The following is a 16677-nucleotide window of genomic DNA, read 5'->3' on the forward strand; positions in this document are numbered from 1 at the left end:
ACACCTCCGCCCCCCGGGCAGGTGGACGACGGGGCTCAGCGCGACGGCGCGGGGGCTTCATCCACCCCGCTGGAGCCAGTGGGCGCCTTGCGCAACAGGTACACCGCCACCGCCAGTCCCACGCAGCAGACCGCCGTGACGTAGTGGGCGGCCGCCAGGGGGTTCTGCTTCATCGCCAGCGTGACGATGAGCGGCGTCAGGCCGCCGAACAGGGCGTACGCCACGTTGTACGAGAAGGAGATGCCGGAGAAGCGCACGGCTGGAGGAAAGGCGTGCACCATCACCGCGGGCACCACCCCCACGACGCCCACGCAGAAGCCCACCAGCGCGTACAGGGGCACCAGCTGTCCGGGAGCATGGGCGACGCCCCGGTAGAAGAGCTGCACGGCGGCGAGCAGCGCGACCGTCCCCAGCGCCAGGGCCCGCGCCGCGCCCAGCCGGTCCGCGAGCATCCCGAAGCAGACGCACCCCACGGTGAGTGTGAGCGTGGCCACGCTGTTGGCCCCCAGCGCGCGGGCGGCGGGGATGGCGTGAAGCTGCTGCACCAGCGTCGGCGTCATCAGGATGACCACCACGATGCCGGCGGTGAGCACCCAGGTGAGCAGCATGGACACCGCGACCGCGGGCGCATGGCCCTTCAGCGCGGCCTTGAGCGGCAGCTCCCGCACCAGCGCGTGCCGCTGTCGCATCTCCTCGAAGACGGGCGTCTCCTGCAGCCACCGGCGCAGGAACACGGCGAAAAAGCCGAACACGCCGCCCACCACGAACGGCAGGCGCCACGCGAAGGCCAGCACCTCCTCGGGCGTGAAGACGGTGTTGATGGCGGTGGCCACCAGCGAGCCCAGCAGGATGCCCAGCGTCAGGCCCGCGGTGAGCGTGCCGCACGCCAGCCCCACCCGGCGCGCGGGCACGTGCTCGGAGACGAACACCCACGCCCCCGGCACCTCGCCGCCCACCGCCGCGCCCTGCAACAACCGCAAGGCCAGCAGCGCCACCGGCGCCGCGTACCCCGCGGTGGCGAACGTGGGCAGCAGGCCCATGAGCAGCGTGGGCACCGACATCAGGAAGACGCTCAGCGTGAACATCCGCTTGCGCCCCGTCCGGTCCCCGAAGTGCGCCATCACGATGCCGCCCAGCGGACGCGCCAGGTAGCCCGCCGCGAACAGCCCGAACGTCTGCAACTGCCGCAGCCAGTCCGCCGTCTCCGGGGGGAAGAACAGCCGGCCCATCACCGCCGTGAAGAACACGAAGATGATGAAGTCATAGAACTCCAGCGCGCCCCCCAGCGCCGCCAGCCCCAGCGTGCGGATGTCCCGCGAGGACAGCGGACGGGTGGCGGCGGAAGCGGGAAGGGCGTCGGTAGGGGAGGTCGCCATGCGCAAGGCCCCGGAGGATACGCCGGGAGCCCCGGGCGGTCCCCATCCGTTACGTTGTTAAAAGGTATTCACCGCAAAACATGTTGACAGGGAGAGCGAAACTTGTGGGGACCTCGCGTCATCGCTATCTTCCGGGGATTCCGAGTTCCGTCCTGGGAGTACAAGTTGGACAGGGTTGATATGGTGACGCCTTCGCCGGTCGCACCTGGAGCCGATGAGCGCTTCGGGAAGTACCGCATCCTCCAGCGGCTCGCCGTGGGTGGGATGGCGCACATCTTCCTGGCCACCATCGACGGACCGGACGGCTTCTCCAAGGCGTGCGTCATCAAGCGCATCCTGCCGGAGTACGCCAACCTGGAGCCCTTCAGCCGCATGTTCGCGGACGAGGCGAAGGTGGCGGCGCTCCTGACGCACCCGAACATCGTGCAGGTGTTCGACTTCGGGAAGATCGACGGTCAGTACTACCTGGCCATGGAGTGGATCCAGGGCCAGTCGTTGGATCGCATCATGCGGCACGCCGCCGCGGCCTCCATCCCGCTGGGCAACCGCGTCACGGTGGACGTGGGCCTCGCGATGTCGGATGCGCTGTCCTACGCGCACGCGAAGACGCTGTCGGACGGCACGCCCCTGAAGCTGGTGCACCGGGACATCACGCCGGGCAACGTGCTGGTGTCGCGCGACGGCATCGTGAAGCTGGCGGACTTCGGCATCGTGAAGAGCTCCGTGAACCTGGAGCGCACGGTGGCGGGGGTGGTGAAGGGCAAGTACGCCTACATGTCCCCGGAGCAGATCACCAACCGGGAGCTGGACCACCGCTCGGACCTGTATTCGCTGGGCATCGTCCTCTACGAATTGTCCACGGGCCGGCGCCTGTTCAAGCGCGACACCATGGAGGCCACCATCGTGGCCGCGTCGCAGGGGGACGTGCCCGCGCCGTCGCAGGTGTCGCCGGGCTTCTCGCCTGAACTGGAGCGCATCCTCCTCAAACTGCTCGCGAAGGATCAGGACGCGCGCTACCAGACCGCGCGCGAGGTGCACGACGACCTGGAGCGCTTCCGCGGCACGCAGCACTGGACGTCCGGAGGCCGGGAGCTGGCCACGCTGATGGCCACGCTCTTCCCGCCGGATGACAGGGGCCGGGTGTCCACGGCGGTCGCGGTGCCCGGGTCCATGCCGGGCTCCACCAGCCTGGGCTCCACGCGCACGCCCACGGGCATCTCCAGCCCCTCGCCCTTCGCGCCTCCGGAAGGAGTCCAGGCCCTGGAGCCCAGCGCGCTGGTGGTCACCGGCGTGCTGCCGCGCGGCACGACGGGGACGGGCACGGGACCGACGGGACTCATCGCGCCCCCCGCGGAACAGGCGGCCGGGTCCGAGGCGTTCCCCTGGGGGCTCGCGGCCGCGGCGGGCGTCGCCGCGGTGGGCAGCGCGCTGTTCTGGTTGTTCGTGGCGTGAAGGGGCAGGGGCGCACCGTGTCGTGGGAAGCGGGACATCGAACGTGAAGAATCAGAAGACCTGGGTCGCCGTCATCCTGTTGGGCACCGTGGCCGTGAACACCGGGGCGTACCTGGTGATGCGCTCCCGCCGTGCCGCGCAGGCCGTCGTCCCGCCCGCGCCCCTCGTCGCGCGCGTGGAGCCGGCCGCGCCCGGAACGACGCCACCCGCCGCGGCCCCCGCCGACGATGCGAAGGCGGGCCTCGCCCGGGCCCGGCGCGCGTCGGGGCTCGCCGCGCTGGAGGACCGCGACTACGCCAGGGCGGTGACGGAGTTCACCGAAGCGCTCAGCCTGCGCAATGATCCCCACGGCGACGTGGTGGAGCTGCTGCGCATCGCCACCGACCTGCGCGCGCGTGAACAGGCGCGCGCGCCCACGGCCTCCGCTCCACGTGAGCCGTCCGGGTCGAAGCCCACGCCCCGCACCCGCGCCGCCAGGCTCGCCGCCGCGCGCCAGGCCCGCGAGCAGCAGCAGGCCCAGGCTTCTGAAACGGAATCCGAACGCAAGGGCGGCCTCCTGCTGGTGACGTCCACGCCGCCCGGGCTGGTGGTGCTGGTGGACGGCAAGGCGCTGGACATGACGCCCGCGCGGCTGTCGGTGCCAGCGGGCTCGCACCGCGTGGTGCTCGCGCAGGGCGACCGTCAGCTCTACTCGGAGACGCTGGAGGTGGCCGAGGACTCGGTGCGCTCGCTCAACCGCGACCTCACCGCCGAACTGACGCCGCCCGCCTCCAGGCCCGCGCCCGTCGCCGTGCCGGTGGTGGCGACGTCCTCCGCTCCGCCCGTTGGCGCGGTGCCCACCGGAGGGCTCGCGCCAAACGCCCGCGCCCCGGAGCCCACGCCGCCGCCGGAGCCGTCCGTCGCGAAGGCCGCCGTGGCGCAGGTGGCGCAGCGGGGCGACCTGGAGGTGACGTCGCCGGGCCTCTACGGCGAGGTGTGGATCAACAACCGGCCGTATGGCTTTCCGCCCATCTCCGCGCAGGCGCTGCCGGCGGGGCCCGCGCGCGTGGAGGTCCGCGTCAACGGCGAGGTGAAGCGCCGCATGACGGTGGACGTCGAGCCGGGCCGCAGCACCCGCGTGCGCGTGCGCTGAAACACAGTCCCACGTCGGAATTCGACGCGGTGCGCGCAATCCCAGAACTTTCGGATGTCGCTGGAGCCGGTACACTCACGGCTCGCGCGCACGGTGTCCCTCCCCCCGGACGACGCCGCGCGCATCCTTCCGCCTTCGAGAGGTTTGTCGCGTATGGGTTTCACCAGGCGCTGCGGGTCGGGCCGTCGTGTGGCTGTGTTGCTGGCGCTGTTGGGCGCGGGCACGGGCTGGGCCCAGGGCGAACCCGAGCAGGGAATCGACCCGGGGCCGCCGGAGACGCCCTCCCAGCAGGAGGCCCGGCTGGAGGCGCTGGAGGACGAGCCGGAGGTGCACAGCCAGGTGGCCTCGTTCGCCATCACGAAGCTGCACGACTCGCCGGCGGTCGTCACGGCGGTGACGGCGGAGGAGATTCGCGCCTCGGGTGCGCGCGACCTGATGGACGTGCTCCTGCTCGTCCCGGGCTTCTTCTTCGGCGTGGACGTGTCGGGCGTGGTGGGGCCGGGCTTCCGGGGCCTGTGGGGCCAGGAAGGCAAGGTGTTGCTCATCATCGACGGCAAGGAGATGAACGAGCAGCTCTACTCCACGATGCAACTGGGCCATGAGTTCCCGGTGGAGCTCATCGAACGCATCGAAGTCGTGCGCGGTCCCGGTTCGGTCATCTACGGCGGCAACGCGGAGCTGGCCGTCATCAACGTCATCACCCGGGGCATCCAGGGCAGCACGGACGTGCTGGCGGTGGGCACCTACGGGCAGCTGTCGCACGGCAACGGCCGGCGCAGCCTCACGCTGTCGGGCCGCAAGGTGTTTGAAGGCGTGCCGGGCCTGAGCGCCTTCGCCTCCGCGTCGCTGGGCCAGGGTCAGCGAAGCGACGTCATCTTCGATGACTTCTACGGCGACTCCGCGAGCATGAACGGCGCGTCGCGCCTGGATCCCACGGTGGTGCAGGCGGGCGTGGGCTACCGCGACCTGCAACTGAGCCTGCTGTACCAGCGCCAGGACACCACCTCCGTCGTGTCCGTGGACGAGGTGCTGCCCGAGCCGGCCAACACCGACTTCGAGTCCTTCCACGCGGAGCTGAGCGACCGCTTCCGCCCCACGGACCGCATCGAAATCATCCCCCGGCTGAACCTCACGCTGGGCGAGTCGTACCGGGACTCCGACGAGGCCTCGGACTTCTTCTACGACAAGCGCTACCGGCGCCTGCGTGGCCGGGCCCTGGCGCGGTGGGCGGCGCTCGACGTCCTCCAACTGACGGGCGGCCTGGACCTGGCGTTCGACCAGGGCAAGCTCCTGGGGCCCGCGGGCATCGGCCAGCAGGAGCCCTTCAACGGCGACCAGGACGTCGTCTCCTACCGCAACTTCGCGGGCTTCGTGGAGGTGTACTCGGACAACCCCATCGCCACGGTGGTGGCGGGCGCGCGGTTTGAAGACCACAGCTTCTTCGGCAGCTCCTTCGTGCCCCGGCTGGTGCTGCTCAAGTCCTTTGGCCCGGTGAGCGGCAAGGCCCTCTACAGCCGCGCCTTCCGTGCGCCCGGCATCGAGAACATCTCCCTGGGCGACGACGTCCGGCCGGAGCGCACCACGGTGTATGAGCTGGAGGCCACGGTGCGCCTGGGCGAGGGCCAGACGGTGAGCGCCAACGCCTTCGACGCTGGCGTGACGGACCCCATCATCTACTCGTACGACACGGACACGGACTCGGAGGCGTACCGCAACCTGGGGCGCCTGGGCAGCCGGGGCGTGGAATTGGACTACCGCGTCCGGGGCCCCTGGGGGCGCGCGCAGGTGGGCTACTCGTTCTACCGGCCCGGCGGGCGCAACGACGTGGAGGACTACCTGGTGCCCGGGCAGCCCAAGGCCTTCACCGGCCTGCCCACGCACAAGGCGACGCTGACGGGCACCGCGAAACTGCTGCCGTGGCTGTCCCTCAGCCCCACGGCCGTGCTGGTGGGCCAGCGCTTCGCCGTCGGGGCCCCGGACGACGAGGGCGTGTCGGAGGTCCAGACGCTGTCACCCCGCCTGCTGCTCAACCTCTTCGTGCGAGCGGAGAACGTGGGCACGAAGGGCCTGGAGATTGGCGCGGGCGTCTACAACCTGCTGGGCAGCGACTTCCGGGTGGCCCAGCCCTACAACGGCGGCCACGCGCCCCTGCCGGTGTTCACCCGGGAGTTCCTGGTGCGGCTCACCTACCTGTTCGAGCCGGCGTACGACGACGAGTAGGGCAGCGCGCACTCGTGCCGCATCGGACGTTGCGCGGGGGCGTGGCGGGGCGTAGGGAACGCCCCTGCCATGTCCGACAACGCCCAGCTCCTCGAAGCCGTCCGAAAAGAAGCCCGCCCCGGCATCTGGTCCAACGGGGTGAGTCTGGCGCGAGCGGGGGCGGTGGCGCTCCAGTCGCGCACGGCCACCGAGATTGAATTGAGGGTGAAGGCGGCGGGGCGGCCGGTGGCCCTCACGGTCGTCCTCTACCCGGGCGACGATGCGTGGGAGTGTGACTGCCCCAGCCGCGTGGACCCCTGCGAGCACGTCGTCGCGGCGGCCATCTCCCTGGAGCAGGCGGAGAAGCAGGACGCGCCGCTGGAGGCCGTGGCGGAGCGCTGGTCGCGCGTGGTGTACCGCTTCACGCGCGTGGAAGGAGGCCTGCAACTGCACCGCGTCCTCGCGCACGCGGACGGCACCGAGGAGCCCCTGGAGGACAGCCTCGCCGGTCGCATCGCGAAGCCCACGGGCGGCGTCACGTTGCAGGTGGAGCAGGTGGACCTGAACATGGACCGCCTGCTGGAGCGGCGCACGCGGGGACCGCTGCTGGCGGAGAAGCTGGACGCGCTGCTGCGGGCGCTGGAGCCCGCGCGCAACGTGCTGCTGGACGGCCGTCCGGTGGCGGTGTCCAGCGAGGTGCTGCCCCCGCGCGCGAAGGTGGAGGACCGGGGCCAGCAGTGGGTGCTGACGGTGTTCAGCGACCCGCGCGTCACGGAGGTGGTGAGCCCGGGCGTCGCGCTGACGTCCGACGCGCTGGTGCGCCTGGGCGAGACGTCGATGACGGGCGCGTGGCTCCAGCACCTGCCGCTCGTGCGCACCTACGCGCCGGAGCAGTTGGGGGAGCTGTCCGCCAAGGTGCTGCCGGAGCTGGCGCGGCGCATGCCGGTGGACGTGAAGAGCCGCCGCCTGCCGCCGTTGGACCGGGACCTGAAGCCGCGCATCCTCCTGGAGTTGAACCAGCTCACCGCGGGCCTGTCGGTGCTGCCCACGCTGGTGTACGGCGCGCCGCCCACGGTGAGGATCGACAACGGGCGCATGGTGTACCTGCGGGGCGCGGTGCCCCTGCGCGACGAAGCCGCGGAGACGAAGCTCCTCCACCAGCTCCGCGACGAGCTGAACCTCGTGCCCGGGCGAAGGCTCACGGTGCAGGGGCCGGAGATGATGCGCTTCGCGGACAAGCTGCGGAAGTGGCGCGGCGACCTGGGCGGAGACGCCGCGGGCATCGTCAGTCCGGACATGCGCCTGAGGCCGTCGCTGCGCGTGGAGGGAGGCGCGTCGGACGGAGGCGTGCCGCAGGTGCGCTTCACGTTGGAGTTCGACGTGGAGGGAGGCAAGGGCGGAGCGCGCACGGTGGATGCGGCTGCGGTGGTGCGGGCCTGGACCGAGGGCCTGGGGCTCGTGCCGTTGGACGGTGGCGGGTGGGCGCCGCTGCCGCGAGCGTGGCTGGACAAGAACGGCCAGCGTGTCGCGGACCTCCTGGCCGCGCGCCAGTCGGACGGCCGGGTCGCGAACCACGCGCTGCCGGAGCTGACCGCGCTGTGCGAATCGTTGGATCAGCCGCCGCCCCCGGGCCTGGACAAGCTTGCGCCCATGGTGGAGGGCTTCGAAAAGCTGCCACCGCCCGTGTTGCCGGCGGAGCTCAACGCCACGTTGCGCGCCTACCAGCAGCAGGGCGTGAGCTGGCTGGGGTTCCTCAAGGGCGCGGGGCTGGGCGGCATCCTCGCGGACGACATGGGTCTGGGAAAGACGCTCCAGACCATCTGCATCCTGGGGCCGCGCTCGCTGGTGGTGTGTCCCACGAGCGTGTTGCCCAACTGGGTGGCGGAGCTGCAGCGCTTCCGGCCTTCGTTGAAGGTCTGCGTCTACCACGGCCCCGGCCGCAAGCTGGACCCCACGGCGGACGTGACGCTCACCACGTACGCGCTGCTGCGACTGGACGCGCCGACGCTGGGCGCGCCCACGTGGGAGGCGGTGGTGCTGGACGAGGCCCAGGCCATCAAGAACCCGGAGAGCCAGGTGTCGCGGGCGGCGTTCGGCCTCAAGGCGAACCTGCGGCTCGCGCTCAGCGGTACGCCGCTGGAGAACCGCCTGGACGAACTGTGGAGCCTGATGCACTTCACCAACCCGGGCCTGCTCGGAGGCCGCCGCCAGTTCGAGGAGAAGACGGCGCAGCCCATCGCGGACGGCAAGCCGGGAGCGGCGGAGGGCCTGCGTCGGCGCATCCGGCCGTTCATCCTGCGGCGTCTGAAGCGCGACGTGGCGCCGGAGCTGCCGCCGCGCACGGACTCGGTGATGCACGTGCAACTGGATGAGCGTGAGCGCAGCGTCTACGACGCGGTGATGGCGGCCACGCGAGCGGAGGTGGTCGCCCTGCTCAACGAGGGCGGCAGCGTGCTCAAGGCGTTGGAGGCGCTGCTGCGGCTGCGGCAGGCGGCATGCCATTCCGCGCTCGTGCCGGGCCAGCACGCGAAGACGTCCTCCAAGGTGCAGACGCTGGTGGATGCGCTGGAGACGGCGGTGTCGGAAGGCCACAAGGCGCTGGTGTTCTCGCAGTGGACGTCGCTGTTGGACCTCATCGAGCCGGGGCTCAAGGGCGCGGGCATCGCGTTCGAGCGCCTGGACGGCACGACGACGAACCGGGGCGACGTGACGTCGCGCTTCCAGGGGCCGGACGGAGCCCCGGTGTTGCTGATGTCGCTGAAGGCCGGCGGCACGGGCCTGAACCTCACGGCGGCGGACCACGTGTTCCTGATGGATCCGTGGTGGAACCCGGCGGTGGAAGCGCAGGCGGCGGACCGCGCGCATCGCATCGGACAGGAGCGGCCGGTGATGGTCTACCGGCTGGTGTCCCAGGGCACGGTGGAGGAGAAGATACTGGGCCTCCAGGAGAAGAAGCGGGCGCTGTTCGAGGCCGCGCTCAGCGAAGCCTCCGGAGCCGCCGCCATCACCCGGGAGGACCTGCTCCAGCTCTTCGCGTAACGCTCGCCGTCACTTCGCGAACGTCACCGCCACGTCCTTCGCGTCGGGCTCGGTGAAGCGAAGGACGTCCTCGCCCTCCTGGGTGAGGGCGTCGCGGGCTGGCTTCTTGAGCGGCACGAACGGCTTGCATACCAGCGTCGCGGAGCCCTTCTTGCGCTCGGTGGACCACATGCCGGCGACGCGTCCGTCCACCAGGAACACGGCCTGCACGCGCAGGTTGCCGGTGGACATGGCCTTGCGGTGTTCCTCGGTGACGACGCGGGTCCGGTCCGCGTGGGAGAGGATGAGGTTGTCGTAGTCGGGCAGGAAGCGCACCGGGGCGGGCGTGTCCTCGGGAGGCCGGGGGGCCTTGGGCAGGTCGAAGAGCACGCGCTTCTTCTCGTCGCGGAACTCCACCAGCTTGCCGCGAACCTTCTCGAAGGCGTCCTTCAGGGGCTTGAGCCCGGACCACGTCTGCATGTCCGCCACCGTGGCCGGGCCGAACGCCGCCAGGTAGCGCAGCACCAGCGGGGAGGCGTCCTCGTTGGTGTCCAGCGGCTTGCCCAGCCACGTCTCCGCCAGCGTGAACCCGGAGTTGCCCGGCCAGCCCCAGTCCAGCCCGTCCTCGGGCACCTGGACGAGGGGCAGCAGCATGCGCGTGGCGAAGCCCATGGCCCGCTCATCGCCCTCCACGTGGTGCTTCATCAGGTGGGCGCGCACCTCCTCGAACGTGCGCGGCCTCTCATCGAGGAAGGGCCGGGCGGTGGCGAGCAGCGCGGGCAGATCCAACGACGTGGAGCGCTCCTTGAGTACGCTGTGCATGGCGGCGGTGAGCATGGGCCGGTACATGTCGCGGTAGCGCAGGTAGTCCTTCGCGGTCATCAGGTGCAGCGTGCCGCGCATCATCGTGCCGCGAACCACGTCCCGCTGGTGCGCGAGCTTCGTGAGCGAGTCCCGCTGGAAGCCCTGGAGCCGGGACCAGAGGGCCAGGTACGGCGGACGCGCGAGCTGCGCCTGGAGGCCCACCAGGTGCTCGACGGCGCGAAGCACCGGCATCTTCTCGCGGGTCAGCAGCAACTGCCGGGCAAGGGTGGCCCGGTTGAGGGCCTGGGACGACAGGACTTCGGTAGCCATGCGCCCGAGCATAGCCAGGGCGCGCGGCCGGAGGTTCAGCGAGTGAGCGCCGGAATCACCTGCGCGCCGAACGCATCGATGAACGCGTCCTGTTCCCGGTTGACGTTGTGCAGGTACAGCCGCTCGAAGCCCAGGCGGAGGTCCTCGCCCAGCCAGTCCACATGCTGCTGGAGGCTGTTGGAGACGCGCAGCGGGCCATCCAGGTCATGGGGCTGCACGACGCTCGCGGCCTCCTGGAACTGGGCGGGAGTGCGCAGGTCGGTGAGGACGCTGTTGGCGAAGATGTTGGAAGCCCACTGGTCGTAGGCACCAGCGCGAGCGCGCTCCTCATCGGCCGCGTAGGAGAGCTGGACCTTGAGGTACATCGGCTTGCCCTCGCCGCCGCCCTCCCGGAAGGCCTCCACCACCTTGCGAAGCTCGTCCGGAGGACGGGCGGTGGTGAGCAGCCCATCCGCCCAGCTCCCCACCCAGCGGGCCGTCTTCGCGGTGACGGCCGCGCCCAGCAACCTGGGGGCCTCCACGGGGCGCGTGTACAGCTTCGCCTCCTCCACGGTGACGACTCCCCGGTGGGTGACGGTCTCTCCCCGGAAGAGGGCGCGCATCACGTCCACGCACTCCCGAAGGCGGGCATTGCGCAGGTCCTTGGCGGGCCAGCCGGTGCCGGTGATGGCCTCGTTGAGGTACTGCCCGCTGCCGAGCGCCGCCCAGGCCCGCCCCGGGAACATCTCGTTGAGGGTGGCGAGCGCCTGGGCGATGAGGGCCGGGTGGTAGCGCTGACCGGGAGCGTTCACCACGCCAAAGGACAGCCCGGTGGTGGCGAGCGCCGCGCCCATGAAGGACCAGGCGAAGCCGCTCTGTCCCTGCGCGTCGGTCCAGGGATGGAAGTGGTCGGAGTTGAGCGCGGCCTGGAAGCCCGCGCCCTCCGCCTTCCGACTGAGGCGAAGAAGCTCGCTGGGCGTGAACTGTTCGTGCGACGCGTGGAATCCGATGAGTGCCATGGAGTCCATCCACCCTGGCGCCGGCTCCGCCGCGCCGCGAGGCTTGCTTCCGAGCGAGTGTTGGCTGAACGAACTCCGCCTGCCCCCGGGTGTGGGGTTCCACACGCGTCCCTTGAACCGAGGGTCAGACGCGGGAGCCTGGATGCTTAAAGGGGACGGGGGTCCCTCGCGCCGGGGTGCACGCCCCGGGGAGACGGGATGATCGAAGACCTCTGGTACAAGAACGCGGTCATCTACTGCCTCGACGTCGAGACGTTCATGGACGGCAACGGCGACGGCATCGGGGACTTCACGGGGCTGCGACGCAAGCTGGACTACCTGGCGGGCCTGGGCATCACCTGCTTGTGGCTGTTGCCCTTCCAGCCCACGCCCAACCGCGACAACGGCTACGACATCCGTGACTACTACGGCGTGGATCCCCGGCTGGGAGACCTGGGTGACTTCGTGGCCTTCACGCACGAAGCGAAGCTGCACGGCATCCGCGTCATCATCGACCTGGTGGTGAACCACACGTCGGATCAGCACCCGTGGTTCCAGGCGGCGCGCAAGGACCCGGACAGCCGCTTCCGCGACTACTACGTCTGGTCGAAGAAGCGGCCCAAGGACGCCAACAAGGGCATGGTCTTCCCGGGCGTGCAGCCCTCCACGTGGACGTACGACAAGGAGGCGAAGCTCTGGTACTTCCACCGCTTCTTCGACTTCCAGCCCGACCTCAACGTGGCCAACCCGGAGGTGCGCGAGCAGATCCTCAAGGTGATGGGGTTCTGGCTGGAGCTGGGCGTGTCCGGCTTCCGGGTGGACGCGGTGCCCTTCCTCGTGGAACTCAAGGGCGTGAAGAACTCCGGGGTGAAGGACCCCTACGTCCTGTTGGAGGAGATGCGCGAGTTCCTCTCGTGGAGGAAGGGTGACGCCATCTTGCTCGCGGAAGCCAACGTCACCATGCACGAGGTGGTGGAGTTCTTTGGCGAGAACGACCGCATGCAGCTCGTCTTCAACTTCCTCGCGAACCAGAACTTCTATCTGGCGCTGACCCGGGGGGATTCGACGCCGCTCGTCGCCGCGCTGAAGGAGTCGCCGGACCTGCCGCACACGGCGCAGTGGGCGAACTTCCTGCGCAACCACGACGAGCTGGACCTGGGGCGCCTGTCGGACGAGGACCGGGCGGAGGTGTTCCAGTCGCTGGGGCCCGACAAGGGCATGCAGCTCTATGACCGGGGGCTGCGCCGGAGGTTCGCGTCGATGCTGGACGGGGACCGCCGCCGCATCGAACTGGCCTACAGCCTGATGTTCACGCTGCCGGGAACGCCGGTGCTCTGGTACGGCGACGAGCTGGGCATGGGCGAGAACCTGGCGCTGGTGGAGCGTCAGTCGGTGCGCACCCCGATGCAGTGGAGCCCGGAGCGGCACGGCGGCTTCACGCTGGCGGACAAGCCGGTGAAGCCCCTGGTGTCGGAGGGGCCGTTCGGCTTCCCCCAGGTGAACGTGGCCCAGCAGCGAAGGGACCCGGGCTCACAGCTCAACTGGACCGAGCGCATCATCCGCGCGCGCAAGGAGTGCCCGGAGCTGGGGTGGGGCAAGTGGAAGATCCTGCGCACGGGGAACAAGGCGGTGCTCGCCATCCGGTACGACTGGAAGGGCAACGCGATGGTGGTGTTGCACAACCTGTCGTCCCGGCCCTGCACGGTGAAGCTGGACGCGGGCGGTGAGGAGGCCTGCCCGCTCTACAACGTGCTGTCCGAGGACCATTCAGAGCCCGCGGATGGCAAGCGCCACGTGTTGACGCTGGAGGGCTACGGCTACCGCTGGTTCCGGGTGGGGCAGGAGAACCCCGCGCGCAAGCACAAGGCGGAACCGATGCGCTGAGCTTGCGACACGGAGCGGAAGCCGCGTCCCCCTCGAGAGGGACGCGGCCCCTGCGACGTCAGCGGCTCAGTTGAGTTCGATCTTCTCGAAGAGCTTCTCCGCCGGAGCGACGCCGTCGGAGAGGTCCACGATGGTGGTGTAGTAGCTGGGGTCGTGCCAGGCGCCGTAGAGCACCTGATCATGGCCCAGGCCGCGGAAGTCACCCACGAGCATCCGGTTGCCCAGGACGTACGGGATGCCACTCACGCCCTGCTCCTCGCGGTAGCGCACCTCGGCGGGCGGGACGCCGTCGAGGAAGTCCGCGACGAGCAGGGCCGGACCGGTGGTCCCGTTGTTCACGAACAGGAGCTGGTCGTAGCCCAGGCCACGGAAGTCGCCCACGGCCTGCTTGTCCTCCGCGTCCACCATGCCGTCCAGCAGCGGGAAGGCGCCGGAAGTCTCCACGTAGCGCACCTGCGCCGGGGCCACGCCCGAGTGGAAATCAAGGATGCGCACCCGAGCCCCGGTGCCCGAGCGGTTGATGCAGAGCACCTGGTCGTAACCGAGGTTCTGGAAGTCACCCACGTAGAACGCGTCGTCCGGCTCGGAGCAATCCTCGAACGAATTGGGGCCGCTCCAGGCCTCGTGGTAGCCGACCTCGGCGGGAACAACGCCGTCGCTGAAGTCGGCGATCATGATCCGGCCCAGGGTGCCGGCGCGGTTGAAGAACAGCACCTGGTCATGCCCGAGGTTGAGGAAGTCGCCCGCGAGCTGGAGGTCCTCTGGGTCGTGCCAACCATTGAGCAGGCCGTTCTGCCCATAGGACTCGTGGTAGCGCACCTCTGCGGGCAGGGCGCCGTCGCGGAAGTCGGTGATCATCACCCGGCCCTGGGCTCCGGACGTGTTGATGAAGAGCAGCTGGTCATGGCCCAGGCCGCGGAAGTCACCCTGGAGCTTGATGTCGCCGGGGTTGTGCCAGCCGTCCAGCAGGCTCGATGCACCCCAGGGCTCCTGGTAGTGGAAGTGGGGGAAGCCGTTGGCATTGACGTATCCGGCGACGGCCACGCGTGAGCCGTAGCCCGCGCCGTCGATGCTCAGGAGCTGATCCGCGCCGCCCGTGCCCGCGAAGACGCCGGTCCGGTAGACCGAGGGCATGGCCAGCCGGAACGTCTTGGGCGCATTGACGAGCAGCGGGCTGTGGCGGCCCTGCTGATCCAACGCGTAGATGCGCAGCGTGTGCTCCTGGCCATCCACGTAGACGTCCGGGATGCGGAAGGTGAAGCCGTTGGCGCCGGACGCCATCGGGTAGGCGGCCTTCACGTCGGCCCGGTAGAGGTTCGCCACCGTGTTACCCACGGAGGCTGGGTTGCCATCGATGGAGTAGTAGACCGGGATGGAGAGCGAGGGCGAGTCCAGGTCCAGCGCCCAGCCGGACACGGTGCCGTCGCCCGAGATGGTGTCGAGCGTGCCGAAGGCGCCCGGCAGGTTGAAGCTGCGCGGCGAGCCTGCGATGAGCGGGTTGTGGATGCCCTGCGCGTCGATGCCGTAGACGTGCATCGTGTGGGTCTGGCCATCGCGGTAGTACGCGGGGACGGGGAAGTAGAAGCCGTGGTTGCCCAGGATGCCGTTGTTGGCGGAGTTGACGTCCGCGCGATAGACGTTCGTCGGGGCGGAGGCGCCGAACGCACCCGCTCCGGCGGGCCCATCGATGTAGACGTGCACGTCCACGGACGCTTCGGGCGAAGCGGTATCCAGCGCCCAGCCCTTCACCTGGCCGGTGCTGGTGATCTCCTCGAAGTTGCCCTTCATCTCACCGGGATAGAGGGCGGCCGCGGAGGTGATGTCCCCGGTGCTCAGCCCGGAGCGCTGCCCGATGAACTCACCGCCCTTGGTGCGGATGGTCACCAGGGTCTTGCCGGTGGCGGGGTCGGTGCGGCCGAAGGCCGTGGCTCCGTAATGCATGATGGAGCCGAAGTCATAGGGCCCGTAGTTGTCGCCGTCGCTGATGTGCTGCTCGAAGTTGTGCTCCTTGTCGGGGAGGATGTTGTCCCAGAGGATCTCCACGTAGTCGTCGCGGTACTCGCGGCTCTGCTCGTGCCAGAAGCCGATGGCGTGACCCAGCTCGTGGATGACCGAGCCCAGCCCGCAGGCGCCCTCGAGCTGGATGTACTGGCGGCCGCCTTGCCGGCCGACGGAGGACGAGCAGCCCTGACCCTTCACGAAGTAGACGTGGTCGGTGGACGTGGGCGTCGTGGCGGACACGGGCACGAAGCGCAGGCCCGTCTTGCGCTGCCAGTGCTGGATGGCGTCGTGGACGACGGAGTTGTCATCCAGGGAGCCGTAGACGTGGACGTAGGGGACGACGCCGTTCGGCCAGCGCTTGCTGCTGCCGGTGACGTGGATGGACTGGGCGGAGACACGCCCTTCCGCCTGGGCGCGCACGTTCGCGGACTCGCGCTCCACGTCCTCGACGGTGCCCAGGATGATGTCGCCCTCGAACATGGCGAGCCCGTCGATGGCCTCGTACCTGACCTCCTTCGGTTCCACGTTGGGACCCAGGCGGACCCATGCCGAGCGCACACCCGTGATGGCGGAGGACGGCGCCTGAGGCACGGGGACCGGATTGGTGGTTTCCGCGACGTCTTCAGGCCGGCAAGCGGTGCCAAGGCAGGCCACGGCCGTAATCGCCCGGATCCACCGGGCGTGATTCGTATTGCTGCGCATGTGAAGGACTCCCCCTCGATTGGAACGACGGTGACTCGTTCGGGGATACGAGAGGAGGGGGCGAAGCTGGCCGCGTGCCCATGGAACTTCCTGGGGCAGGAGACGGCTGCGCCACGGCCCTTTCCATCGCTCCCACTGAGTCAGTGCCGCTCGCGAAGAGGCCCCTGCGCAGCGCCTCGCAGTGTGGGCGTCATGGGGCTGGCCTGGGCACCAGGCGAACAGACCGCTGGACCTGCAACTGAAAGTCACTCCGGTCGAGCAGGGGGCCGCCCAAGGCGCTGGGAGGAGGGTGGGGGGCCCTCGCCGACGCGGCCGTCCACACCTCGGCCGTTTTTTGTCGTCCACGCTTCGACGGAATGTTGCGCGGTCCGGAAACCACGTGGTATTGCCCGGCCCCCCGGAACGGCCGGCCGCTGACGTCCAGCGACCTGCTTCTTCCGAGGAAACGCTCTCGGATGTAACGAGCGGTTGACGCAGAACGCGGCGAAGAGATAGAAGCCGCGCCCCTCACCCGGAAGCCCGCGCACTGGCGCGGAAGGAACTTCTGGGAGAGCGCAGCACCGACAAGAAAATAGGGCAGTCAACGCAGAGTTGACAGCGAGCGCGGCGGTGGTAGAAGCCGCGCCCCACCGAAAGAAAGTCCGGCAGGCAACAGGGCGGACGAAAGCGGTGGGGAAAGCTGACAAGGAAGCGGTTGACACGGAAGGCGGCGAAGAAGTAGAAGCCGCTCCCCTTCGAAGAGAATCGGCGGAAGTCACTGGACGGCGCCGAGGCAACGAAGGAGCCCGCAGGACGCAGAAAG

At 69.7% G+C, this 16677-nt stretch carries 10 protein-coding genes; 5 read left to right on the forward strand and 5 right to left on the reverse strand.

Features of this window, described 5'->3' with window-relative positions; all coding sequences use genetic code 11:
- Positions 1–35 precede the first annotated feature (35 nt).
- Entirely contained in the window at positions 36–1376 is a 1341-nt protein-coding gene (locus D7X74_RS13445) for an MFS transporter (protein WP_120533355.1), read from the reverse strand.
- Positions 1377–1556: 180 nt separating this feature from the next.
- Here D7X74_RS13445 and D7X74_RS13450 point away from each other — a divergent pair, with 180 nt between their 5' ends.
- From D7X74_RS13450 to D7X74_RS13465, 4 genes are all read left to right on the forward strand, one after another.
- Positions 1557–2828: a serine/threonine-protein kinase gene (locus D7X74_RS13450; RefSeq protein WP_199741820.1), complete on the forward strand. Its 1272-nt coding sequence runs from the start codon at positions 1557–1559 to the stop codon at positions 2826–2828.
- 43 nt (positions 2829–2871) lie between these two features.
- Positions 2872–3960 carry a PEGA domain-containing protein gene (locus D7X74_RS13455; RefSeq protein ID WP_120533346.1) on the forward strand — a complete coding sequence of 363 codons (1089 nt, stop codon included), beginning with the start codon at positions 2872–2874 and terminating at the stop codon, positions 3958–3960.
- 189 nt (positions 3961–4149) lie between these two features.
- Positions 4150–6180 (forward strand): TonB-dependent siderophore receptor, encoded by a 2031-nt coding sequence (locus D7X74_RS13460; RefSeq protein ID WP_233602086.1) that lies wholly within the window; start codon positions 4150–4152, stop codon positions 6178–6180.
- Positions 6181–6249: 69 nt separating this feature from the next.
- Positions 6250–9198 carry a DEAD/DEAH box helicase gene (locus D7X74_RS13465; protein WP_120533348.1) on the forward strand — a complete coding sequence of 983 codons (2949 nt, stop codon included), beginning with the start codon at positions 6250–6252 and terminating at the stop codon, positions 9196–9198.
- Between the two features lie 9 nt (positions 9199–9207).
- On the opposite strand, the gene D7X74_RS13470 is transcribed toward D7X74_RS13465, so the two are convergent.
- Both D7X74_RS13470 and D7X74_RS13475 read right to left on the reverse strand, forming a co-directional pair.
- Positions 9208–10311, reverse strand: a complete 1104-nt coding sequence (locus D7X74_RS13470) for a winged helix DNA-binding domain-containing protein (protein ID WP_233595570.1) — start codon at positions 10309–10311, stop codon at positions 9208–9210.
- Positions 10312–10346: 35 nt separating this feature from the next.
- A complete protein-coding gene (locus tag D7X74_RS13475) occupies positions 10347–11309 on the reverse strand; it encodes a TIGR03885 family FMN-dependent LLM class oxidoreductase (protein ID WP_120533350.1) in 963 nt (320 codons plus the stop codon).
- 198 nt (positions 11310–11507) lie between these two features.
- Between D7X74_RS13475 and D7X74_RS13480 the strand changes: the two genes are divergently transcribed.
- Positions 11508–13172, forward strand: a complete 1665-nt coding sequence (locus D7X74_RS13480; RefSeq protein ID WP_120533351.1) for an alpha-amylase family protein — start codon at positions 11508–11510, stop codon at positions 13170–13172.
- 66 nt (positions 13173–13238) lie between these two features.
- Here the strand turns inward: D7X74_RS13480 and D7X74_RS13485 are convergent, their stop codons facing one another.
- Together D7X74_RS13485 and D7X74_RS44185 are read right to left on the reverse strand one after the other, a co-directional pair.
- Positions 13239–15698 carry a M12 family metallopeptidase gene (locus tag D7X74_RS13485; protein WP_158622229.1) on the reverse strand — a complete coding sequence of 820 codons (2460 nt, stop codon included), beginning with the start codon at positions 15696–15698 and terminating at the stop codon, positions 13239–13241.
- 684 nt (positions 15699–16382) lie between these two features.
- Positions 16383–16677, reverse strand: a 295-nt coding sequence (locus tag D7X74_RS44185) for a hypothetical protein (RefSeq protein WP_233602087.1), incomplete at its 5' end; no start/stop codon positions are given.

Source organism: Corallococcus sp. CA047B (assembly GCF_003612065.1).
Classification (GTDB): Bacteria; Myxococcota; Myxococcia; order Myxococcales; family Myxococcaceae; genus Corallococcus; species Corallococcus praedator.

Bases quoted from the DNA above. Each gene is read 5' to 3' on its own strand.
- D7X74_RS13445 (WP_120533355.1), bottom strand. From the start codon at position 1,376: ATGGCGACCTCCCCTACCGACGCCCTTCCCGCTTCCGCCGCCACCCGT.
- D7X74_RS13450 (WP_199741820.1), top strand. From the start codon at position 1,557: ATGGTGACGCCTTCGCCGGTCGCACCTGGAGCCGATGAGCGCTTCGGG.
- D7X74_RS13465 (WP_120533348.1), top strand. From the start codon at position 6,250: ATGTCCGACAACGCCCAGCTCCTCGAAGCCGTCCGAAAAGAAGCCCGC.
- D7X74_RS13470 (WP_233595570.1), bottom strand. From the start codon at position 10,311: ATGGCTACCGAAGTCCTGTCGTCCCAGGCCCTCAACCGGGCCACCCTT.
- D7X74_RS13475 (WP_120533350.1), bottom strand. From the start codon at position 11,309: ATGGCACTCATCGGATTCCACGCGTCGCACGAACAGTTCACGCCCAGC.
- D7X74_RS13480 (WP_120533351.1), top strand. From the start codon at position 11,508: ATGATCGAAGACCTCTGGTACAAGAACGCGGTCATCTACTGCCTCGAC.